Source organism: Cloacibacillus porcorum (genome assembly GCF_001701045.1).
GTDB lineage: Bacteria > Synergistota > Synergistia > Synergistales > Synergistaceae > Cloacibacillus > Cloacibacillus porcorum.
Window position 1 is genome coordinate 2,143,544 of sequence record NZ_CP016757.1, and the last position, 22,921, is coordinate 2,166,464.

Below are 22,921 nucleotides of genomic sequence, written 5' to 3' on the forward strand. Positions count from 1 at the left end.
ACCGGCGGCGTATTAACGGCCGCGGTCAAGATAACTTTGCAGCAGCAGTGTCGCCGCTATCTTATCAACCTTTTTCTTTCTTCCAGCGCGCGAAACGTCCGCCTCAAGCAGCGCCTGCTGCGCGATCGTCGTCGTGAAACGCTCGTCCCAGAACTCAATCTCAAGCTCGGGGAAATATTCCTGAACGGACTTCGCCGTCTCGCGCATACGCACGGCCTCCGGCCCCTCGCTGCCATCGGTGCGGCGGGGCATGCCGATCAGCAGCTTCGGCCTCTCATACTGCCCCGCGATCTTCGCAAGCTCCGCGTGCCAGTCTCCCTTAGCGTCGAGCACAGCAACCCCCTGCGCGAAAAAGCCCAAGGGATCGCTGACGGCGACGCCAATCCTGACGGAGCCTATATCAAGAGCGATTATTCTCTGCATTACTTTCCTTTTGTCATAAGCTCCTCAAAGAGTTTCGGCGCGGCGTCGAAGGCCTTGCCGAGATCCTTTGAGCTCTGAGCTCCGCCCTGGGCGAGGGTCGGGCTTCCGCCGCCCTTGCCGCCCATCTCGGCGGCCACCGCCTTGAGCAGCGTTCCGGCGTGCGCCCCGAGCTTCACGATCTCCGGCGAAGCCATCGCCGTGAGGGCGACGCGCTTCTCCTCACCAACGCCGGCAAGCAGCATCAGCGCGTTCGGATACTTCTGGCGTATCCGGTCTCCTATCTGGCGCAGCAGGTCAGGGGTGATGTCGTCGAACTTCTCCACGATCAGATCCACGCCGCCCGCGTTGGCCCTCGGCTTCACGCTGTTCTCTATATCGGACATCGCGGCCTTCACCTGAAGCTCGCGGTTCTTGCGTTCAAGCACTTTCTTCTCGTCGACCATCGACTCGATCTTCGACATCAGAGTCTCCACGTCGCCGCCGAGCATCGTCACCATGGAGGTAACGGCGAGTCCGAAGGACTGGAAGAGCGGCAGCGATGATGAGCCTGCGACGGCCGTGATCCTGCGGATGCCGGAGCCGATCCCCTCTTCGCGGATGATCTTCACGAGGCCGATCTCGCCGGTATTTTTGACGTGCGTACCGCCGCAGAGCTCGGTCGAAAAGTCCTCTATATCAAGCACACGGACCTCGTCCCCGTACTTTTCGTCAAACAAAGCGCGCGCACCGGTCTTCTTCGCCTCCTCGATCGCCATTATCGTCGTCACGACGGGCTTGTTTTTTAAGACCTCGGCGTAGACAAGACGTTCGACCTCGCGCAGCTCGTCGAGCGTCACCGGCGCAAAGTGGTTGAAGTCGAAGCGCAGGAACGTCGGCGTCACAATCGACCCCGCCTGCCGCACATGTTTGCCCAGCACGCGGGCGAGCGCCTCGTGAAGCAGGTGCGTCGCGGTATGGTGGCGCTGTATCTCCGCGCGGCGCTCAACGTTTATCTCGGCGCTGACGCTATCGCCGGCCTTTACGGTACCGGCCGTCACCCTGCCGCGATGGACGATAAGATCGGCCACCGGATAAATTGTGTCGGCGACTTCAAAGGTCATGCCGCCCGCCGTTATCGTTCCGGTGTCTCCCACCTGGCCGCCCTTTTCGGCGTAGAAGGGCGTCTCGCTGAGAACGAGGTCGGCCTCTGTTCCCGCGGCAGCGCTCTCCGCAAGCGCCCCGTCGACGATTATCGCTTTGACCTGGGCCTCGCACTTCGTTTTCGTATATCCGCAGAAGGGGCTCGGGGCGATCTTATCCGCGAGCTCCGTGTAGACGTTTTTCGAGATGACGCTGCTGGTCTGCTTGCTGGAGGCCCGTGCGCGCTCGCGCTGCTCCTCCATCGCCGCCTCAAAGCCCTCTTTATCTATCGTTATCCCGCGCTCCTCGCACATCTCCTCCGTCAGTTCGAGGGGGAAGCCGAAGGTATCGTAGAGGACGAAGGCGACGTCTCCGGGAAGGATATTCCTGCCGGCCGCCGTGAGCTTATCGATCTCCGAGTCCATAAGGTCGCTTCCCTGCGAGAGGGTGCGGGAGAAGCGTTCCTCCTCCGTGCTGAGCACCTGTTCGATCGCCGAGGCCTGCTCGATCAGCTCGCTGTACTCGTCGCCGATCGATTCGCGCACCACAGGCAGAAGCTCGGTGAGGAATGGACGTTCGATGCCGAGCAGCCGTCCGTAGCGCACGCAGCGCCTGATAAGGCGGCGCAGCACATAGCCGCCGCCGTCGTTCGTCGGCAGAATGCCGTCGGCGATCATGAAGGCCGAGGCGCGGATATGGTCGGAGATAACCTTGACCGCCATATCCTTCTTCGGGTCCTCGCCGTATTTGACGTTGACGAGCTCGCAGGCCTTGTCCATGATCGGGCGGAAGAGGTCCGTCTCAAAGTCGTTGGGCACGCTCTGTACGACGGAGGCGAGCCGTTCGAGGCCCATGCCGGTATCGATATTTTTATGGGGCAGCGGCGTGAGGTTGCCGGCCTCGTCGCGGTTATACTGCATAAAGACGAGGTTCCATATCTCCAGGTAACGGTCGCAGTCGCAGCCAACGGTGCAGGTCGGCTTGCCGCAGGAGAACTTCTCTCCCTGGTCGTAAATTATCTCCGAGCAGGGGCCGCAGGGACCTACCGGTCCCGCCGCCCAGAAGTTGTCGTCCGCGCCGAGGCGGAAGATGCGCTCCTTCGGAAGGCCGACCTTCTCATGCCAGATGTCGTAGGCCTCGTCGTCGTCAAGATAGACGGTGGCGTAGAGCCGGTTGGGATCGAGGCCGACGCGCTCGGTGAGGAACTCCCAGGCCCAGGGAATGATCTCCGGCTTGAAATAGTCGCCGAAGCTGAAATTGCCCAGCATCTCAAAAAAGGTATGATGGCGCGCAGTGCGTCCGACGTTTTCAATGTCGTTCGTACGCACGCACTTCTGCGCGGTCGTCGCGCGTGTCACCTCAGGCGTCTTCAAACCGAGAAAGTACGGCTTGAAGGGCACCATGCCCGCTATCGTAAAGAGGAGCGTCGGGTCGTCGGGTACCAGTGAAAAGCTGTGATACCTCTTACAACCCTTCTCCTCGAAAAATTTTAGAAACAGTTCACGTAACTCTTTGCCGCTGCGGCGTTCCATTAAGATTGCCCCCCGTTAAATTCAGACTAACTAGACATTATATATGATTTATGACAAAATTGCGCAAAAAAGTATTAGCAGTACGAGAGAACATACGGGAAATTACCTTATCGCCTTCGCGGAGATTCAGCTGCATCGTTATTACTCAAATTCAGAAAAGCAGTATCTATGATTACGTAAAAAGGCAAAGCTTCGTGTCGTATACATTTAACTTGTTTTTTTCTTCTGTGCCTGTTACTTTAGACGTATAAGGGGCGGAGGAAATATATTGTTTACGGCAGAAGAGATAAAGAATTTACGCAGACAACAAAAATTAACCCAGCAACAATTAGCGGATCTTGTCGGCGTCTCCCGAACGACAGTGATTAATTGGGAAATGGGCAAAAATATTCCTGACAGCCAAAATGTATTTAACATTGCGCAGGCCCTGAAAGTACCGGTATCCGCGCTTATCTGTAAAGAAGATAAGGATTATCCCCCGCTTTTCCCCGAAAAAATACCGGGTGAGTCCCAAGATAAAGAGATAATCTCCGCGGCATTCAGCGGAAAAGAAGACAACCAGTCGCGGAAAGATATCATAAAACAGATTGTCATGGATATATTTGACGCTCAAGAAAAAATCAGCGGCGCACTCTCTTGTGTGGAAGAGTTAAACGATATTTCGGCGGCAAACGCGGAATTACTAGACTGGCATCTCAGATATTTGGAAAACCGTATCTCCCTGGCAAGAGAGAAGCTTGCCGCCGTAATAGATTTGCATAAATGAGGACTCCCGCATCCCCCATTTAACTGCCGCTGCCTGACGCCAGTTTACGGCAAAAACGGAAACCGCCGTATACCACGGGGAAATTTTTCCTCCATAGGGATGCGGCGGTTTCAAACACAAAGTTTACCGCTACTTATTTTCCAGTTTTCCGCGCAGCGCTTCGTTCTCTTCCTTGAGCTGCTGCAGTGCGATCTGTACTTCCGCCAGCTGCCTCTGCATCTCGGTCAGATCTCTCGCGAGCACAGGCTTTTTCTTTCCGCCCTTGCCGACCGCGAAGCTGATGCCGGCGCGGCCCATAACGTCGCCGTCGGAGGCAATTGACATACCGGCGTTGACCAGCAGGTTCTCACGAACATAATGGAACACGCCGACCGCCACCGAGTACTCGTCGCGGTAAGTACCAAAACCCGCCGCTAGCGTCGTCGGCTCGTACGGATTATAGGGTACGGGATGCAGCGCGGAGAGGGCCGCTGCGTGCGCTCCGACAATGTGGATATCCTCGTTGAGGTCGTCCATTCTCTTATAGGCGTTCCACAGCTGGTCGCCGGTTACCGCGTCGCTGCTGCCCTGGTATATTCCGCCGGGGCGAAGACCGGTTATTCCGCCGCCGCCCATATTGATACCGTTCTGGTTGATATCGACATTGCCCACCTTGACGCTTTTAAACTCGGGATTGTCCACGACGTTGAATGAGTATGCGCCGTCGGCTTCATGCCTGATATTGATATTGCTGCCGTCTTTGACGGCAAACTTATCGCCGTTGCCGATGCCCGTCTCCTGCCCGTTGACACCCAGCGTCCACTGCGCCTCCAGCGCGTCGGTCACCGCGCTCTGCAGGTCCGTATAACTTTTAGCTCTGGCGGTTCCGGGGTTGGCCGTAAACTCGCCGCTGATGCCGCCCTCTTCCGAGTAGCTGAAGCCCGAACCAAGAGCCGCCGCGGTGCTGTCGCCAAGGGTCTTGATATTAGTCTTATTGTCCGCGATATCAAGCCGGTTTTGCTCGACATTCTGGTTTGTCTCATAGAGCTGGCTGCCATTCACGGCCTCGGTGCTGTCCTCGGCAAGATTCCCCGCCTTAACATTGTCGATCGTCGTGCCGTCGCTGCCGGCAAGGGTGATTTTGTCTTTCGCGTCGCCGTCATATTTGACGGAGAGTTTGTCACTCTCCTGGAGTTCGGTTATATCGCCCTTAATATTAGTGATATCGCCCTGAATATTCTCAACGCTGTCCTCGAGCGCGCCGACTCTCTGATTAGTCTCCCACAGCTGCCCGCCGTTTACGGCGTCGGTGCTGCCCTCGGCTATGTCGCCGTCAGCGACGCCGGTGACCTTAACGGGGCCGCCCTCGCTGTTTGCCAGCGTCACCTGGTTTTTATTTGCATCGTCATACTTGACCGCGAGTTCGTCAAGGTTTTCGACCTGCTGCTGCGTCTGCCAGAGCTGGTTCCCGTTCACCGCTTCCTTGCTGCCCGCGCCGATAATACCGTCGTTCACATTGTCGATCGTCGTGCCGTTTGCACCCTCCAGCGTGACTCTGCCCTTCTCTGTGTCGCTGTCATATTTGACATGGCCCGATGTCGCGTCGTTCAGCTGTTTGACGTTTACCGCGTCGGTATCCTCAGTGCCGGCGGCGACGTTGGTGATTCTCGTACCGCTCATGTCAAGGCCTACGCCGTTTTCGCCGGTAACGGTGATCTTCGTAAATGTCGGCGCGTCGGCGACGCTGAACTGGTAATACTTATTGCCCAGGTCGTCCGAGAGGGCATTTATGGACAGATTCTTGCCGTCGTCCGCGATGGCAAGCAGCTCATTGCTGTTTTTTATCACGTCTTCGCCGGTCTCGCCGCCGTTCACCCGGAAAGTCCACTGTCCCTTATCTCCGGTCATCGCCTTTACCTGGGCAAGGTTCACGGCATCCTTGTCGTTGATTCCGTCGGCAAGGCCGGTGATCCTGTTATTGCCCATCGCGATGCCCTGGCCGATCGTGATCTTGCTCATGCCGGAACCGACCGTCACCTCGTCAAAATTCGGCTTGGCGGCTACGGCAAAGGTATATGCGCCGCCGCTCTCGGAAATCGTCAGGTTGCGCCCGCTCTTGAGCGCCACGGTGTCGCCGTTGTTTATCGTCTTGGCAGAATTATTGTCCACCTTTAGCTTCCAGCTGCCCTTTTTCGCCGCTTCCTCGTTCACTGCGCTGAGCTGTTTATAATTTACCGCGTCGTAGGCGGAGCGGCCGTCGGCCACCCATCTGATCTGGCGCTGGATGCTGGAGCTGCCGACAGATACGACATTACTCTCGTTTGGACCAACATAAGAGTTGCTGCCAATAGCGACGCTGTTCGCTCCATGGCTCATCGCGCTATATCCGATAGCGACGGCATACATTCCGGTGGAGACCGTCCACTCCCCGATTCTTACCGACGGATATTGCGTGTTTGCGTTACTTCTCTGCCAATCATCATTGCCGCCGATGGCGACATAACCGGCATAACTCCACGTCGGGAAGCACGCGAAAATAAATGAGATGATCAATGCGTAAACTGCCGGCGCCAGTACAGACGCCCAAGACTTTTTTCTTTTCACTGTTTTTCCTCCTCTTTTACGTAGCTTCGTCACTATTTTTTAGAAAAATCTATCGCCACGCTGTTGAAAGCCCTCAATATCTCTCCGCTTATGTCCGCCTTGTCTGAAAATCCAAGCAGCGTATGCGCGGGGACGACGACCATCACCCCCTTTCTGTTGCTGTTGATCCACTCCCGGATGACAACGCGAAGACGCGTGACGATCAACGCGGTCACACGATCGTATTCAGCCTGATACTCGCCGTTCAGCTCACGCTGTTTATCCGCGGCCTGCCTCTCGGCGTCCTTTGATTTCGCTGTTTTGTCCTTGAAACGCTGCAGCTCCGTCTCCAGGCCGGCTTTCAGGTTATCAAGATACTTCTGCCCCGCCTTTCCGGGATTGCTCGCGTCAATGACGCCGGCCATGTCAATGACCGCAACCTCGCCGGCTCCAGCAGGAGACGCCGCAAAAGAACATCCGTAAAAAATGCACAGCGCCAACAGCAGCTGTATCGCCGTCTTCTTCAAACGCATACAACTCAACGTCCCTTCATTCTTAAAATGATGTATAAATTAAACTAAAAAGTCTCTGACGCATCCGCCGTAATTAAGGACCGTCCGGATAAGGTACGCGATAAAAACATCGAGCGACAAAACGGCGGCGGCGCGAATACATTCTCTCCGCTTCCGCAGCCCGCGTTTCATAAAGGTGAGGGCGGCACGGCATACGGCTGTCAAAAAACGCGGCGGAAATACAGCAGCTTATCCCCAATATTTAAATTCTCTCCTATTAGCGCCTCCCTGCATGCAATGTCGTATATCATTAACATAAAGTTGTACACCAACAACATTATGCTTGATAGTTTTACACAATAAACAATTGATGTCAAGTATATATGTAAAATACACTTATCTAAAACCACCATGTATTCACTGTTTTTAACTATATATGTCAACAAATTTGACAATAATCGGCTCAGCCCTGAAGACGGATAACCGACCGCTCATTTGAGAATAGACGCAGCGGCACTAATGCGAACACTTTATGGCTGTTTCAATATATTTGATATGGGATTATTTCGAAGTGTTTGAAAAGTAAAAAGAGGAAAAGTCCATCCGATGACATCGGCGGCCGGAACATCGCAGACAGAGGCAAAAACAAAAGAGCGGATACGCCGCAATGCGCATTCCGCTCTTTACTGGTCAATATTATCGTTTATTCAGCCGGCGAGCCGCCCTTTATTCCAAGAGAAGCTCCGCTACGCGGTCAGATATTTTCTCACCGACGCCGCCTCTGCCATAATCTTTTCGGCGTCCATCTTCGTGAAGGCTCCCATATGATAGAGCGTCTCACCAGCGACGACCGTCGTTCTCACGTCAGCTGACGAACCGGCATAGACGAGGTAACCCGGCAGATTCTCGAAGTCCCAGCCCACATACTGCGGCTGGTCGAGGTCTATCAGCATAAAGTCAGCCGTGTATCCCTCTTTGATAAGCCCCGTCTTTTCAAAGCCGAGGGCCAGCGCGCCGTTCACCGTCGCCATACGCAGGGCCTCCTCCGCGGAGAGCAGGGTCGGGTCCATGTTCGCCCCCTTCTGCGCGAGAGCGGCGAAGCGCAGCTCATCCCACATGTCGAGGCGGTTGTTGCTCGAAGCGCCGTCGGAGCCGATAGCGACCTTCACTCCCGCTCTCTGCATATCCACCACGGGGGCGGTGCCGCTGCCAAGCTTCCAGTTGCTCTTAGGGTTGTGCGCCACGGTGATGTTCGGCTGCGCGTAGAAGGGCAGCCTTTCCTTCTCTATCCAGACACAGTGCGCAAGGAGCAGCTGTTTGACGCCGTAAATACCGGTTTTTTCAAGGAACTCCTCCGGCGTCATGCTCTTCGACGACTCGGAGAGCGGCCAGTCGCGCGTCGTCTCCAGCCAGTGCAGCTGAACGGCGAGGTCGTTCTCCTTCGCCGCGTCGGCGATATCCTTCATCAGTTCAAATGGCACGGTGTAGGGGGCGTGCGGGCCAAGCTGTACGCTCACAAGTCCCTGCGCGCCGTTATAGTCCTTCGCGAGCTTCAGGTTCTCCGCCAGCTTCTCCGCGCCGTCAGCGCCGCCGACGATACCGCGGCAGAGTCCGGCCCTCATGCCGCAGGCCAGCGCCGCCTCGGCGACCCGGTCCATAAAGAAATACATATCGGCGAAGCAGGTCGTCCCCGTGGAGAGCATCTCCATGACCGCCAGCTGCGTCCCTGTATAGACGCGGTCGCCGTTGAGCCTGTTCTCCACCGGCCAGATCCGCTGTTCAAGCCACTCCATCAGCGGCAGCTCCTCGCCGAGGCCGCGCAGCAGCGTCATCGCCGCGTGTCCGTGGGCGTTGACGAAGCCGGGCAGCAGCGCCGTCTTGCCGCGCCCCTCATAGGCCGAGCCGTAACGGAAGGTTCCCGCCGGTTCGACGGCGACGATCTCCGCCCCCTCGGTGCGCACGTCGCAGCGGCGCGCGCCCTTCGATTCACCGTCCCAGACAATCACATCGCGGTAAAGGTTCTGCATCCTATTCCCTCCAGCTCGCCATATATTCTTCCTGCTCCGGCGTAAGCTTCTCGATCGTTATCCCAAGAGACTCGAGCTTGAGCTCCGCGATGCGCCGGTCAAGCTCCTCCGGCACGTTGTAAAGCCCCGGCTCCAGCCGGTTGTTCGCGATATAGAGCGACGAGAGCAGCTGCATCGCGAAGCTGAGGTCCATTATCTCTACCGGGTGGCCGTCGCCGGCGGCGAGGTTGACGAGACGTCCCTCTCCGAGCAGGTGAAGCCTGCGGCCGTCTGCGGTCACGAATGTCTCTATATTGTCGCGCGGCTGACGCCTTTCGACGGCAAGTTCACGGAGGTCGGGCACATAGACCTCCACGTCGAAGTGGCCCGCGTTTGCGAGCAGGACGCCGTCCTTCATATTCTCAAAATGTTCGCGGCGGATGACCTTCGTATTTCCCGTGACGGTGATGAAAACGTCTCCGACCCTGCTCGCGGCGTTCATATCCATCACCTCGAAGCCGTCCATAAGCGCCTCAAGCGCGCGGTGGGGATCGACCTCGACGACGATGACACGCGCGCCGAGCCCCGCCGCCCTCTTCGCGGTACCCTTGCCGCACCAGCCGTAGCCGGAGACGACGACGTTTTTACCTGCGACGATAAGGTTCGTCGTGCGCAGGATCGCGTCCCACACCGACTGCCCCGTGCCGTAGCGGTTGTCAAAAAGGTGTTTGCTCTGCGCGTCGTTGACGGCAAGCATCGGGAAGGGCAGCACGCCCTCCTCGGCCATCGCCTTGAGGCGCTTGATACCGGTGGTCGTCTCTTCACAGCCGCCAAGGATGTTCTTTATCAGGTCGCGGCGCTCCTCGATTATCATTGAGACCACGTCGCCGCCGTCGTCGATGATCACCTGCGGGTCCCACTTGAGCATCTCGCGAAGGTTCTCGCTGTACTCCTCCGCGCTCATACCGCGGCGGCTGAATACGTGGACGCCCTCTTCAACGAGCGCGGCGCATATCGGGTCCTGCGTCGAAAGCGGGTTGCTGCCCGCCGTAACGACAGTCGCGCCAAGCTGGTGGAGCACCTTCAGCAGGCAGGCCGTCTTGGCCTCAAGGTGGAGGCAGGTACCGACGACCACGCCGGCCAGCGGCTGCGCGGGAGTCTCCTTCTCGGCTATCAGCCGCAGGACGGGCATATACTCCCAGGCCCACTCCATCCGGCGGTGCCCCTCGGGGGCGAGATTTATATCCGCGATCTTAAATTCATTCCTCATCTTTACCTTTTCCTCCCCGGAAAAAATTTTTTTATATTTTCGGCAAACGGCGCACGGATGATGCCGCGCTCCGTAATGATTCCCGTGATAAGTTCGTTCGGCGTAACGTCAAAGGCCGGATTCCAGACCTTTATCTCCTCCGGCACCACCTCGACGCCGCCGACGGCGCGTACCTCACCGCCGCCGCGCTCCTCGATCGGGATATCCTCGCCGGAGGCGCACCCCGCGTCAAAGGTGGAAAGCGGCGCGGCGATATAGAAGGGCACGCCATGCCGTTTTGCGGCGATCGCGAGGCTGTAGGTGCCGATCTTGTTCGCGGCGTCGCCGTTCATCGCCACGCGGTCCGCGCCGGTGACGGCGGCGTCGATCTTCACGCGCGACATGAGAAAGGCGGCCATCGAATCGGTGATCACCGTCACGTCAAAGCCGTCCCGCTGAAGCTCGTAGGCGGTGAGCAAACTGCCCTGCAGACGCGGCCGCGTCTCGTCGGCGTAGATCTTTATCTCCTTGCCCGCCTCGGCGGCGGCGCGAAATACTCCGAGCGCCGTGCCGTAACCGGCCGTCGCGAGCGCCCCCGCGTTGCAGTGGGTGATCGCCGCGCCCTTTTCCGGCAGTATCTCCTGCCCGAAGCGGCCGATACTTTTATTTATCTCGATATCCTCGTCATGGATGTTTTTTGCCTCTTTCTCCATGATGAGGTAGAGTTCATCTTTATTTTTATCCTCGTTCGCGCGCCAAAGCGCCTCCATGCGCCTGATGGCCCAGAAGAGGTTCACCGCCGTGGGGCGCGTCCCGGCAAGCCGCCGCGCCGCCGCCGCGAAATCTTCGCCTTTGAGCGCGAGGACGAGGCCGTAGGCCGCGGCCACCCCGATGGCGGGCGCGCCGCGGACCGTCATGTTCTCTATCGCGCGCGCCGTCTCTTCGGCGCTTTCACAGCTCACATACTCGGTCCTGCTTGGAAGCTGCCGCTGGTCAAGGAGCAGCAGCCGGCCCTCTTTCCATTCGATAGTCGCGGGCAGCATCTTATTTTGCCTCCCCGAAAAACGGTTTGTGGGAAACTTCTTTCACGACGGCCTCGGCGCTGCCGTCGTTCATGATGATCTTCACAGTATCGCCAACCTTCATCGAAGCCGCCGAACGGATCACCGCGCCGGAGATGTCGGCGCAGATGCTGTAACCCTTCGCCAGCAGCGCGAGCGGCGAAAGGTTCGCGAGCCTCGCGGCAAAGGCCGCAAGCCCGGCGCACTCCTCCCGCAGCCTCTTGGCTATCGCGTTGTCGGCGGAGAGCACCGCCCGCTCGGTAAAGTCCACGGCGGGCTGCAGATGGCCTCTGACGATATCCCGGTCAAGACGCCCCTTAGCGGCGGCGATATTCTTATCCATAAAGCCAATGCGCGCCTCCAGCCGTCCGCGCATATTGCGCGCCGCGTTCTGCAGCGCCGCCTCCAGCGCGCGGCCGTCGGGAAAGAGCCGCTCCGCCGCTCCCGAGGGAGTGGGAGCCGCCGCGTCGGCGGCCATATCGGCGAGCGTGCTGTCTATCTGGTGGCCCAGCCCTGTGATCACAGGGACGGGCGAGAGCCTTATCGCGCGCACGACGAACTCGTTATCAAAAATGTCCAGGTCGTCGCGGTTTCCGCCGCCGCGCGCAAGCATTACGCAGGAGAGGCCGGGGATGCGCCGCGCCAGCTCAAAGGCGCGCACGATCTCCTCGGGAGCGCCTAGCCCCTGCATGAGGCTGGGAATGACGATAAGCTCCGCGCAGGGAAAGCGGAGCGAGTGAAGCTTTAAAATATCCTGGAGCGCCGCGCCGGTCGGCGAGGTGATCACGGCGACCCGTTCCGGGTAACGCGGCAGCGGCCTTTTGAGCCGGGGATCAAATACCCCCTCCTGCTCCAGGCGCAGCCGCAGCGCCTCTTTCGCGCGCGCCTTCGCGCCGGCTCCAAGCGGCAGCAGTGTCGTCGCGTATATTTGATAGGAGCCGCGCGCGCCGTAGACGTCTATCTTGCCGCGGACAAGCACCTCGTCGCCGTCCTTCGGCCAGACCAGCACCGAGTTCGCGTAAGAGCGGAAGAGCACGCAGGCGACGCGGGAGTTCGCGCCGAGCAGCGTAAAATAGGCGTGTCCGCTGGTGTGTAACTTAAAGCCTAGCAGCTCTCCGCGCACGGAGAGATTCTGCAGCGACGGCTCACGAAAGAGCGCCTCTCTCACGGAGGCCGTCATCTCATCTACCGTTACGATATTGTTGTTCTTATTCGCGTTCATTATCGCTGCGCACTATGCGTCCGAGCACTCCGTTCACAAAACGGCCGGACTCCTCCGTGCCGAAGGCCTTGGCGATCTCCACCGCCTCGGATATCGCTACGTTCACGGGGACGCTCTGCGCGATGATACCCTCATAGAGGGCCAGCGATATGACCGCCTTATCGATCGCGACCAGCCTCTCGGGACGCCATTTGCTCTCCATATTCACGCGGATAATGTCCTCGATCTTCACGCTGTTGCTGCGCACGCCGCGGAAGAGCTCCGCAGCGTAGGCCAGCACCTCGTCCCGTTCAGACTCCGAGAGGGAGAGGTCGAAGGCGGATACCGAGGGAAACTTCTTTTTATCCGGAGATTCCGCGCCCTCATCCGCGAGCTCCGCGCTGAAAAGTTCGAGGGCCTCGTCGGCGGGAAGCAGCTCCAGCGCCTCCTGCGGCGGGGTCTCGGGTCTCATGTCAAGCATATATATCAGCTGCAGCGCGACCTCGCGCGCCCTGTGGCGCAGCCGCGCCATACGGGACATCACCAAAAAATCATCTCCTGAAATGTTCTTTCAACGCCGCTATCTGCCGCTGTCCGTCGTCGGTGATCAGTACCCAGGCGACGCCGTAGCCAACTACGGCGGAGAAGATGGACCAAAGTATCCCCTTGATCCCCATGTGGAAGAGCGCCGTGATACCGGCGGCGGCGGCGGCCCAGAAAAGCGGCAGCATCCACACCGGCGTCGTCTTCTTGTTATCCTGCGGGGCGATATTGACCCAGTTCAGCTGTACCGCAATGCCGGACTTGTTGAATATGCCTCCGAAGCGCTCCTCAAGCGTGGCCTTCGTCTCAAAATCAGCGTCTTCGGGCGCCGCGATATAGGCGTTGAGAAGGTTCTTCTCGCCGATAAACGATACCTCCTGCACGTAGAACTCCTGCGGGAGGCGCTTCGATATGATGAGCTTTATCGCGTCGCCGTCTATCCAGATCTTACCAAGTTTTGTCGTCGTCCATAGAAACAGCATACCCTGCACCGCCTCTCAAAAAAGAAGGCCGGTCATACTAAACCGGCCTTCTTAGAAGTTAAAAGCTGCTAAATCAGGCCTCTTCGCCGCTGAACATATCGGCCGCGTCGGTAGCTTCACCGTCGGCCGTCTTCTTTTCCGCGAAAGTGATACCCTGAACGTAGATGTTTACGCCCTTGATCGCATAACCAGTATAGCGCTCCACCTGTTCTTTGACCGCCTCCTGGACGTCCCAGCAGACATCGGGGATCCGCAGGCCGTACTTAACGGAGATATAGGCGTCTACCACGATCTCGGGGGAATCGCCGTCCGATATGGAGATACGGACGCCGTTTACCGTCTTGCGGCCCAGTCTGAGGTTAGCCATCAGGCCGGGGCTCGCGGGAGATACCCCTTCGACGCTGTTCAGCGCCTTCGTGGCAAGCTGCGCGATCACATCCTCCGAAATACGGACCTTGCCTTCAAGATTTGTCTGGCCTAGGCCCGACTCCATATCTTGCTTTTCTTCAACGTTGAAATCTTCGTTCATTGATTCAACCATGCCGCAATTCCTCCTCCTACAAGATCTCCAAAACCTTGTTTCAAAAAAACGATGAATGTCTCCTCGTTTCTAAGCCAGGCGCGCGGAGAATCTCCTCCCGCGCGGCCTAATCTTCAGGAAGCTTGAAGGGCTTGCCGCAGTGCGGGCAGACGAGATCTTCCTCTTCATCGTACATAGCCGGTTCAAAGTAGAAATCGTTGTTGCAGTTCGGGCACGTTACCGACTCGTATTCCTCTTCGTCAAAATCCTCGCAGTCTTCCTCGTCGTCATCATCGTAGTGATGGTGATGGCAGCACTCGTCATCATCCTCATCCTCGTAGAGCTCGTCAAGCTCATCTTCAATGTCCGAGACATCTTCGTCAAGCTGTTCGAGGTAGGCATTGAGCTCCTCATGTACCTCTTCGTGATCCTCAATTGCAACAGCCAGGGAATCCAGTGCATCAACTAATGCGGTGTAAAACTTTGCTTTGTCAGGCGAATCAGCCGTTAAATTCTGTCCGTCGATAAGCCCCTTCAAATATGCTATTTTCTCACGTGCGCTCATTTGAATCCCTCCTGTTGGATTATGCGAATGCCGGAAGAAACCAGTGCCCGGTTACTTCTTCGCTCGCTCTAAATACTCCCCCGTCCTCGTGTCGACGACGATTTCTTCGCCGTTTTCCACAAAGAACGGAACAGTAACTACAAGGCCAGTCTCGGTCGTCGCGGGCTTGCCGCCGCCGGAGGCCGTATCACCCTTAAATCCGGGCGGTGTGTCGGTGATCTTCATCGTCACCTGGTTCGGGAGCTCGATGCCCATGACGCGTCCCTCATACATGTCAAAGCTGACCTCAAGGTCGTCTATAAGGAACTTTACCATATCGCCGAGAACATCGGGCGAGAGCGTCACCTGGTCGTAGGATTCCATATCCATAAAGACGAAATCTTCGCCGTCCTTATACTGATACTGCGCGGGCTTCTCGTCGAAGATGATCCTTTCAAAGCGCTCGCCCGACTTAAAAGACTGGTCCACGCTTGAGCCGGTCTCGAGATTGCGGAGCTTGCCGCGGACGATCGCGCCGCCTCTTCCCATCTTATGATGCGAACATTCGAGGATGACCCACATTCCGCCCTCCCATTTGATCTTCAGGCCGGGACGGAAATCGCTCGTATCAACTATCTGTGCCATAAAAATGCCTCCCTGTACTCGTATGAGCATACTCATGCCCACATATATCATTTCCTGACTATGCTACAAAATCATAACATAAAATGTGTTAACTTATCAAATATTATGGGCAAAGAATATCGGCCAAAAGGGCTAACTTACGCATTTCCTCCATTATACGCCATTCCGCGGAGCTGCTGGGCGCGGTTATTTAATATCGGCCAGGTGAACCTGGCGCAGTAAAGGACATACCGCGAACGTCCGCGCCACTGCGAGAGCAGCTCCTCCGGGCACTTCTCCGCGCCGACGACGCGCCCGGGGGCGAGAGAATCGTCGTCGCCGCGCACGATAAGACAGACCGTCAGCCGGCTCCTGTCGTCGTTCAGATAAAAGCGGATATCGCAGACGCCGTTTTCGCGCGGCTGATCGCCGGTCGTACGAAAATCTTTCGTATAAAGCCTGTCATTCAGCGCCCAGCACTCCACGGCGCGAAAGAGCAGCAGCCTGTCTCCCTTTGGAACGACGGCTTCGTCGGCCGAAAGCGTTTTAAGCTGGAGCTCGGAGCCGGATGCCCGCGTCACGACAAGCGGCGTGCGCCGGGGAACGCAGTTTTCAAAGAGCACCCAGTTCTTGACCGACTGGCTCTTGTCATGGAGGTCGAGGGCGAAATAATTTTGGTTCGCCGCAGCGTCGAAGCGAAAGGATGAGTCTGCCTTCCCGGCGTTGTACTCCCGCAGCGTTCGGCAGGGTTCGGGGCAGCCATAGGCGAGACGCAGACAACCGTCAGCCTTGCCGTCCCTTCCCTGTATGACTGATATCGGGCCGTTCCAGCTAAAGGGCGACGACAGATTCGAGCCAAAGCTCTTCTTGTATTCGCCGGCGTCAAGGGGAATTCCCAACGCACAATAAAAGACCGGTATCCGCAAAACAGCGCCGACCGTGCAGATGCGTGATTCGGCGATCCGGCGGTCGTTGTACAGACGATAGGCGTAGAGGGCGTTTTTAACTGGCGTAAAGAACAGAGAAAGGATGAAAGAGGCCAGCGTGAGCGCCGCGAGACACTCAACCAATGTAAACGCGCCTCTTCTATTGCCGCTTTTCAGGCCAGACAACGGATACCCACCTCCCATCCCCGGCAGGGAAACGATAGCGCCTCACGGCGACGCCGCCGGGTATCACACGACGCTCCGCCTCAAACTCCGCCAGCTCGTCAGCGCCGCCGGAGGCGAGAACGGCGATAAACTCCTCCACCCGCCTTTCAGCCTCGATCGACAAAATTCCGCGCGAGGCCTGCCTCGCGGCGGCGGTGATCGTCGATGTGGCGGCGATAAAAAAAGAGAACGCGAAAAAAAGCGCGACGACCGCCTCCGCGAGCAGAGAGCCACGGCGGCGTCCCATCTACATCATATAGCGGTTAAAACTCTCCACATCATAGGCGTGGCCCAGCGCCTCTTTTCTGCCGATCATGCCGTCCCGGCAGAGGCGGGCAAGATCCTGGTCCATCGTATGCATGCCAAGAGACGAACCGGTCTGGATGACATTCTTTATCTGCGAACTCTTTCCCTCGCGGATATAGTTGCGTACGGCGTTGGTCGCGACGAGATATTCCGTCGCTACCGTCCTTCCCGATATCCCCTCGAGCGGAATCAGCTGCTGCGACAAGACGCCCAGCAGCATCGAAGAGAGCTGAATGCGTATCTGCTGCTGCTGATATGGGGGAAAGACATCTATTATTCTGTCGATACTCTGGGCCGCGTCGCGTGTGTGAAGCGTCGCGAGCACGAGATGTCCCGTCTCAGCGGCGGTGATCGCGGCGGATATCGTCTCAAGGTCGCGCAATTCGCCGATCATGATGACGTCGGGGTCCTGGCGCATCGCGCGGCGCAGCGCCTCGGCGAAGGTCTTTGTATCGCGGCCAAGCTCACGCTGGTGGATGAGCGCCACCTCCGAGGTATAGAGGTATTCTATCGGGTCCTCTATCGTCACGATATGTACGGAACGTGTGAGATTTATCTCCTGGATGATCGCCGCAAGCGTCGTAGACTTACCGGAGCCGGTCGGCCCCGTGACAAGAAAAAGACCGTTGTTCTTCTGCGTCATCACCTTGAGGTCGTCGGGCAGCCCCAGCTGCTTCATCGTACGGATGTTGGCGGTGATGGCGCGCAGCGCGAGCGCGGGATGTCCCTTTTCGTGAGAGAAGTTGGCGCGGAAACGCTGCTCCTTTACCCCCATGTCGAGGCTGAAGCTGAAATCATATTCCCGCTCATCGTCGAAGCGTTCGATCTGGCTCTCCGTCAGCAGTTCGCGCACCGCCTCGCGCATCTCCTCCGCCGTCAGCGGCTGGGCGTCGGGGATACGCACAAGATTTCCATCTATTCGCAGCATCGGCACATCGCCGACGCTGAGGTGCACGTCGCTCGCGCAGCTGTTTATTCCCCTTATCAGGGTATCTTTCAGAACAAATCCCGGCATTGGCAGGCTCCTAATCTATGATCGTCGTAAAGAGCATCTCGTCGATGCTAGTAATGCCCTCTTCCACCTTGCGGCGCGCGTCCTCGCGCAGCGTTATCATTCCAAAACGGCGCGAGTAGTCGCGCAGCTCCTGTTCCGAAGCGCCGTCGTTTATCATCGCGCGCAGCGTGTTGTCCACCGGCATGATCTCGGCGATCACCGTGCGTCCCTTGTAACCCGTAAAGCGGCATTCGGGACAGCCCTTCGGGCCGTAGACCATCGTACCGGCGGGGATGCCCGTCTCCGCCTCCATCGCCGCGTTGACAAAGAGCTTCTCTTTACAGTGCGGACAGAGGCTGCGCACAAGGCGCTGGGCGAGCACGGCGCGCAGCGAGGAGGCCAGAAGGAAGCGCGGCACTCCCATGTCGACAAGACGGTTGACGGCGGTCGGCGCGTCGTTCGTATGGAGCGTGCTGAGGACGAGATGTCCCGTAAGCGCGACGCGCACCGCGAGCTGCGCGGTCTCCGTGTCGCGGATCTCTCCGACCATTATTATGTCGGGGTCTTGGCGCAGAATCGAGCGCAGGGCGCTCCCGAAGGTAAGCCCGATCCTCTCGTTGATCTGTATCTGGGTGAGACCGGCGATCGTAAATTCGACCGGGTCCTCAAGCGTGATGATATTCTTAGAAGGGTCGTTCAATATCTCCAGCAGCGAATAGAGCGTCGTCGACTTGCCGGAGCCGGTCGGCCCCGTGGCGAGTACGATGCCGTTGGAGGCCATGATCGCCTCGTGCAGCAGCTCCCGCTGTGTGTCGCCGAATCCGAGCCTTTCCATCCCGATGCGGTCGTTGCTCTGGTCCAGCAGACGCAGCACCACCTTCTCACCCAAAATGGAGGGAAGCGTCGAAACGCGCAGGTCGATACGCGAGCCCGCGACCTTGATGAGGATTCGTCCGTCCTGCGGACGCCGCTTTTCCGCGATATCCATCCCCGAAAGAATCTTGATACGGGCGATGAGCGGCAGGTGGAGGTTACTGGGAATCTCTATATTGCTGAAGAGCGTGCCGTCGATACGGAGACGCACGCGCGTCATCGATTCCGTCGGCTCGATGTGGATGTCGGAGGCCTTTTCGCGCACAGCCTGCTCAAGAATACTGTTCACAAGACGCACGACGGGCGCGGCGTCGGCGGCGATATTCGTGACGTCCTGCGCCGTCGTCTGTGAAACGGTGACGATGTTGGGAGCGGACTGTACCGCCTGCTCCTGCTTCATGACGTCGGCCATCGCGTCGTGGACGCTGGTCTGTACCCGGTAATAGCTGACGAGGGCCTTATGGATGTCCGTGGAGGTGGCGACGCGGATATCGATCTCCCTGTTAGTGAGCAGATAAAGTTCGTCTACCGCGTAGGTATCCATCGGGTCGGCCATCGCCACGACAATCCTGTCGTCGCCGATGAGTTGAAGCGGCAGGAGGTTGAGGCGCGTCGCCACATTCTCCGGGACGAGAGACAGAGCCTCCTGCTGCGGGCGCATCTTTACGAGAGAGACGGCCTCAAGGTCCAGCTGCGTGCAGAGAGCCTCCGCGAGGTGGTTCTCCGTCAGATAACCCTCTTTTATCAGGATCTCCCCGAGGCGGAGATGCGAGACCTTCTGCTCCGCGAGCGCGGCGTTAAGATTTTCCTGCGATATCACGCCGGCGTTGAGCAGAAGCTCTCCGAGCCGGATGACCTTTATCTGCTGGCGGGCCATAGTGCCGCCCCCTTACTGGTAAAGGCTGACATCAGGCATGTCGAGCACTTCGGCGGCGCCGGTTGGGATGTCCAGGATATAGGGGATGGCGATGAAGGCCATCTGCGACTTTACATGTTTTGACGTGCGCGACTTGAATAGTTCGCCGAGCAGCGGGATATATCCGAGTATCGGCACGCGCGTGATATTGTTCGTCTTGTTCTCCTGATAGAGGCCGCCGATGACGAATATCTCGCCGTTGCGGACGCGTACCTGTGTGTCGACCTCGCGCTTCGTCGTCTCGGGGGCTTCGGAGTCGCCGGAGCGCCGGAAGGCGATGATCTCGCCGGTCGATATCTTCATCTTAATGGTAAGGAAGCCGTCGCGCCCCATCGTCGGCGTAAATTCAAGCGTCGGCCCCGTCTCCTGGTTCGAGAATTCAGGGTTGCCGTTGTCGTCGACGCCGGACTGGTAGAGATAATTATGGGTCAGCTTGACGGAGGCCTTCTGTCCGTCTAGGGCGACGACGGAGGGAGAGGCGAGCACCTTACCCTTATTGTCCGACTCCATCGCGCGGAGTCCGGCGTCGAGCATCTTCATCGCCGGATCGACAATATTGGATGGGAACTTCGAATCGGTGCCGCCGCCAACGATCGGCAATTCACCCTGCGTAGTCGTTCCCGTTGGATTCTTAATATTAGAATAGTCGTCTTTATTGCCATACGTATAGCGCGTGCCCAGCCCCGTCGCGCCGTAGGTGAATATCCAGCCCTTGTAGACCGCGGCGATCATCGATTCGATCTCCTGCTGCGCGCCGTCGTTTATCTCAATGAGGCGCGCCTCGATCATCACCTGTCTGCCGGGATGGTCGACGCGGTTTATCAGCGTCTCTATCTGGCGGTGCTGCTCCGGCGTCGCCGTAATATAGAGCGAACGCAGCCGTTCGTCAACGACGGGCGGCTTCGGCAGAGGCACAAGCCCCATGATTATCGCCGGCATCTTCGTCACTTCGGCGTAGGCCACCTTATACTGACGCGTCTGATTCTGTCCCAGCGTCTTGCCGATACTGTCGGCGGTGCCGACGACAAGCGTCTTGCCGACCAAAGAATATGAAAGTTCGTTCATGCGCAGCATATAGGCGAATACCTCGCCGAAACGGGTATTCTTGAAGGAAAAGGTCATCGGCGTCTCCGGCACGGAGGCGTCGAGCACAAGATTCAAGTCCTTGAGCTTCGCGAGCATACGGAATACCTCGCGCACAGAGACCTCGCGCAGCTCCAGGGTAACGGGCGTCGAAATGGAGAGCGGGTCTCCGGCGGGAACGGGGCGCGGTTTCGGGATCAGCGGCGGCGGCGTGATATCCCTCGGGCTCTCAAGCATGATCCGCAGACTGTCGGAGCCCGGCATACCGGAGATATCCTTCAGCACCAGCGGCTTCGGACCGATAAAGTTCATCGTAATCCCCTGCTGGTCGTTCGAGGTGACGCGCACCTGCTCAATGAGCGGGAAGTCATAGCGCTGCGTCCACTCCTCGCTCTTTTTGAGATTCAGCTTAAAGATATCCCATTCAAACTCGTCCCACCAGTTCTTGCGGTCCGTGTCGCGCGGGAAACGCGTATCGCTGAAGACCAGCGTCGCGGCGTTGTCGGAGCTTACCGCCGTCGGCAGCGGCAGCTTCGTGCCGCGCAGCTCGATCATCATCTCCGTCGCTCCCACCTGATGCATCCGCATACCCTCGATAACCGGCCTCTGATCGTCCAGCCTGCGCGCCTCGGTGGCGGCGGCCTCGCCTAGTCCCGGCATGGCCGCCGCGAAGAGGACGGCGCAAAACAGGGCCGTCAGGGCTCTATAATTTATAAGTCCGTGCGGTGATTTTTGTTTGCCCATCTCCAGCTCACTCCTTTTGAATCTATGGAAAGGATCTTTCCCTTTCCGCCGCCGAAGGTCATCCCCGGCTTGAATATCTGTCCCGACTCCTCGCCGTCTATGTCAAGCGTGCAGATCGTGCTGCCGCCGAGCACCACAAGCCCCTTTATCGTCACCGTCGGCACAAACTCCGGCACGCTCGTATCCGCGGCGAGAGAGGGCGAAGGCACGACCGCCGCCACCGGCGAACGCCCAATGGCGTCGGAGAGCGCGACAAGCTCGGGGCTCTGTTCTCGCATCTTGCGGAAAGCCTCGTATTTCGCGTTGAGCGCCTTCGCCGACTCCAGAGCCTGATTGCCGCGCGGCATCTGCTGCGAGGAAAGATCCTCTCCATCTGCGGTGATGCCGTTCATCGCGATAAAATTGCGCATCGTAAAGACCGCCGCCGCGAAAAATACGAACAGAAGCAATACGAAGATATATTCCTTTTTCCGTTCCTCGGGGGAGCGCGCCGCCTCGTTCAGGCGCATCTGACGGAAGAGCTCTTTCAGCGATATTGATCTCATTTCGCCGCCTCCTCCTCTTTCAGCGCGCCGCCGATCTTGGCGGCGACAGTAAAGCTGTACTTGACATTATTTTCCCGCAGCCCCTCGAGAGAGAGCTGCGAAATCCTCATCAGATAGGCTCCCTGCCGGAAAGAGGCGAGCAGGCGCAGCAGTTCGTTATAATTGGCCTCGCCGGAGACGCTGAAGGAGACGACGCCCTCCTTCTCATCGGCCTTCGTCACGTTGGCCTCGCCAAATCCCTGCGTCGAAAGCAGATTCAGCAGCACGGAATAGAACTTGTTCTGCGATTCAATCGCCGTGGGCAGCTCTTTGCCGTCTATCTTCACGGTGGACTTGTACTGGATGACGGCGTTGGAGCGCGCCGCGACCGTAGCCTTCAGCACCTGCGCCTCCTGCGAGGCGGAGGAGAGTTCAGCAACGCCGCCGTTCACGCCCTTCATCATAAACAGCTGCGCGGCGATCAGCAGCAGTACGACGGCGACTACGATCAATATCTGCTCACGTTTCAGCTCCGTTATCTCAATATTCTTCATCTGGTTCCCGCCTCCTCGCGCGCATCTTCGGAGCGGACTCCCTTTTCCTGTCCGGCCATCCCGCCCTCAAGCACTACCTTTTGCAGAGGATTGAGCTTCAGCTCGATGGAAAAGGCCTTGAGATTCGCGCCGCTGCGCTGTGTGGGGGTGATCACCGGGAGGGAGACGCTGTTAACGCAGGAGGCCGCGAGCAGCCCGTCGCCGAACTCCAAAACCTCTTCGTCGGCAAAGGCCACGCCCTTAAGCGAGGCGCTCTCGCGGTTCATCGTCAGCGATTCGACGACGACGCCGTCGACCGTCCTCTCCCCAAGCTCATAGAGAAATTCAACGGAGGGCACGTCGTCTAGGACAAAATCCAGCTTCTCTTCGACGGCGCCGCTCTCCTTCGTCAGGCGGGCAAGTTCCGTCTCCATCAGCTTTAGATTTTCATTGTCGGCGGCAACGCCCTCCGCCATCGCCCTCCTGGCAGAGCCTATCGCATAGAGCCGGTAGCCGCCCATAGCGAACACAAGCAGCGAAGAGATAAAAAAGAGCGCCGCGAGTGAGAAGAGAATATAATGGCGCGGGCTTCTCTCCTGCTCCGCCTGCTGTTCCTGCTTATTTGTACGAAGATCAAGTTTTACGACCATGGC

The 22,921-nt window shown here is 58.1% G+C and carries 22 protein-coding genes; 1 reads left to right on the plus strand and 21 read right to left on the minus strand.

Annotated elements, in window-relative coordinates; all coding sequences use genetic code 11:
* Nucleotides 1–12: 12 nt before the first annotated feature.
* Both ruvX and alaS read right to left on the minus strand, forming a co-directional pair.
* Nucleotides 13–423, minus strand: coding sequence for a Holliday junction resolvase RuvX (gene ruvX / locus BED41_RS09640; RefSeq protein WP_066745340.1), 411 nt, complete (start codon nt 421–423; stop codon nt 13–15).
* Nucleotides 423–3,074 (minus strand): alanine--tRNA ligase, encoded by a 2,652-nt coding sequence (gene alaS / locus BED41_RS09645; protein ID WP_066745343.1) that lies wholly within the window; start codon nt 3,072–3,074, stop codon nt 423–425. The genes ruvX and alaS overlap by 1 nt, the downstream gene beginning before the upstream one ends.
* Before the next feature lie 268 nt (nt 3,075–3,342).
* Here alaS and BED41_RS09650 point away from each other — a divergent pair, with 268 nt between their 5' ends.
* Nucleotides 3,343–3,840: a helix-turn-helix domain-containing protein gene (locus BED41_RS09650; RefSeq protein ID WP_168160252.1), complete on the plus strand. Its 498-nt coding sequence runs from the start codon at nt 3,343–3,345 to the stop codon at nt 3,838–3,840.
* Between the two features lie 129 nt (nt 3,841–3,969).
* On the opposite strand, the gene BED41_RS09655 is transcribed toward BED41_RS09650, so the two are convergent.
* The 19 genes from BED41_RS09655 to BED41_RS09745 all read right to left on the minus strand — a co-directional run bounded on the left by BED41_RS09655 (nt 3,970) and on the right by BED41_RS09745 (nt 22,918).
* Nucleotides 3,970–6,423 carry a YadA-like family protein gene (locus tag BED41_RS09655; RefSeq protein WP_066745349.1) on the minus strand — a complete coding sequence of 818 codons (2,454 nt, stop codon included), beginning with the start codon at nt 6,421–6,423 and terminating at the stop codon, nt 3,970–3,972.
* A 32-nt stretch (nt 6,424–6,455) separates the two neighbouring features.
* Nucleotides 6,456–6,935 carry an OmpH/Skp family outer membrane protein gene (locus tag BED41_RS09660; protein ID WP_066745352.1) on the minus strand — a complete coding sequence of 160 codons (480 nt, stop codon included), beginning with the start codon at nt 6,933–6,935 and terminating at the stop codon, nt 6,456–6,458.
* 725 nt (nt 6,936–7,660) lie between these two features.
* Nucleotides 7,661–8,941 carry an amidohydrolase gene (locus tag BED41_RS09665; protein WP_066745354.1) on the minus strand — a complete coding sequence of 427 codons (1,281 nt, stop codon included), beginning with the start codon at nt 8,939–8,941 and terminating at the stop codon, nt 7,661–7,663.
* A 1-nt stretch (nt 8,942) separates the two neighbouring features.
* Entirely contained in the window at nt 8,943–10,190 is a 1,248-nt protein-coding gene (locus tag BED41_RS09670) for an adenosylhomocysteinase (protein WP_066745357.1), read from the minus strand.
* Nucleotides 10,191–10,192: 2 nt separating this feature from the next.
* Nucleotides 10,193–11,212: an S-methyl-5-thioribose-1-phosphate isomerase gene (mtnA, locus tag BED41_RS09675; protein ID WP_066745359.1), complete on the minus strand. Its 1,020-nt coding sequence runs from the start codon at nt 11,210–11,212 to the stop codon at nt 10,193–10,195.
* 1 nt (nt 11,213) lies between these two features.
* Nucleotides 11,214–12,452 (minus strand): exodeoxyribonuclease VII large subunit, encoded by a 1,239-nt coding sequence (gene xseA, locus BED41_RS09680; protein ID WP_066745361.1) that lies wholly within the window; start codon nt 12,450–12,452, stop codon nt 11,214–11,216.
* Nucleotides 12,439–12,972 carry a transcription antitermination factor NusB gene (gene nusB / locus BED41_RS09685; RefSeq protein ID WP_066749200.1) on the minus strand — a complete coding sequence of 178 codons (534 nt, stop codon included), beginning with the start codon at nt 12,970–12,972 and terminating at the stop codon, nt 12,439–12,441. The genes xseA and nusB overlap by 14 nt, the downstream gene beginning before the upstream one ends.
* Before the next feature lie 10 nt (nt 12,973–12,982).
* Complete coding sequence (locus BED41_RS09690) at nt 12,983–13,456, minus strand: hypothetical protein (RefSeq protein ID WP_066745363.1); 474 nt, start codon at nt 13,454–13,456, stop codon at nt 12,983–12,985.
* A gap of 73 nt (nt 13,457–13,529) precedes the next feature.
* Complete coding sequence (locus tag BED41_RS09695; RefSeq protein ID WP_066745366.1) at nt 13,530–13,997, minus strand: Asp23/Gls24 family envelope stress response protein; 468 nt, start codon at nt 13,995–13,997, stop codon at nt 13,530–13,532.
* A gap of 106 nt (nt 13,998–14,103) precedes the next feature.
* Entirely contained in the window at nt 14,104–14,541 is a 438-nt protein-coding gene (locus tag BED41_RS09700; RefSeq protein WP_066745368.1) for a CD1247 N-terminal domain-containing protein, read from the minus strand.
* Between the two features lie 51 nt (nt 14,542–14,592).
* The gene (gene efp / locus BED41_RS09705; RefSeq protein WP_066745371.1) at nt 14,593–15,165 is read right to left on the minus strand and encodes an elongation factor P; all 573 of its coding nucleotides are present in this window, start codon (nt 15,163–15,165) and stop codon (nt 14,593–14,595) included.
* A 137-nt stretch (nt 15,166–15,302) separates the two neighbouring features.
* Nucleotides 15,303–16,214 carry a hypothetical protein gene (locus BED41_RS09710; RefSeq protein ID WP_066745374.1) on the minus strand — a complete coding sequence of 304 codons (912 nt, stop codon included), beginning with the start codon at nt 16,212–16,214 and terminating at the stop codon, nt 15,303–15,305.
* Between the two features lie 16 nt (nt 16,215–16,230).
* The gene (locus BED41_RS09715; protein ID WP_066745376.1) at nt 16,231–16,542 is read right to left on the minus strand and encodes a hypothetical protein; all 312 of its coding nucleotides are present in this window, start codon (nt 16,540–16,542) and stop codon (nt 16,231–16,233) included.
* Nucleotides 16,543–17,616 (minus strand): type IV pilus twitching motility protein PilT, encoded by a 1,074-nt coding sequence (locus BED41_RS09720; RefSeq protein ID WP_066745378.1) that lies wholly within the window; start codon nt 17,614–17,616, stop codon nt 16,543–16,545. It abuts the gene before it with no gap.
* Between the two features lie 10 nt (nt 17,617–17,626).
* On the minus strand, nt 17,627–19,345 hold the full coding sequence (locus BED41_RS09725) for a GspE/PulE family protein (RefSeq protein WP_066745380.1): 1,719 nt from the start codon (nt 19,343–19,345) through the stop codon (nt 17,627–17,629).
* Nucleotides 19,346–19,357: 12 nt separating this feature from the next.
* A complete protein-coding gene (locus BED41_RS09730) occupies nt 19,358–21,211 on the minus strand; it encodes a type II secretion system protein GspD (protein ID WP_066745384.1) in 1,854 nt (617 codons plus the stop codon).
* The gene (locus tag BED41_RS09735; protein ID WP_066745387.1) at nt 21,178–21,756 is read right to left on the minus strand and encodes a hypothetical protein; all 579 of its coding nucleotides are present in this window, start codon (nt 21,754–21,756) and stop codon (nt 21,178–21,180) included. The genes BED41_RS09730 and BED41_RS09735 overlap by 34 nt, the downstream gene beginning before the upstream one ends.
* The gene (locus tag BED41_RS09740) at nt 21,753–22,289 is read right to left on the minus strand and encodes a hypothetical protein (RefSeq protein WP_066745391.1); all 537 of its coding nucleotides are present in this window, start codon (nt 22,287–22,289) and stop codon (nt 21,753–21,755) included. Before BED41_RS09740 ends, BED41_RS09735 begins: the two co-directional genes overlap by 4 nt.
* A complete protein-coding gene (locus tag BED41_RS09745; RefSeq protein ID WP_066745394.1) occupies nt 22,286–22,918 on the minus strand; it encodes a PilN domain-containing protein in 633 nt (210 codons plus the stop codon). Before BED41_RS09745 ends, BED41_RS09740 begins: the two co-directional genes overlap by 4 nt.
* Between the last annotated feature and the right edge of the window lie 3 nt (nt 22,919–22,921).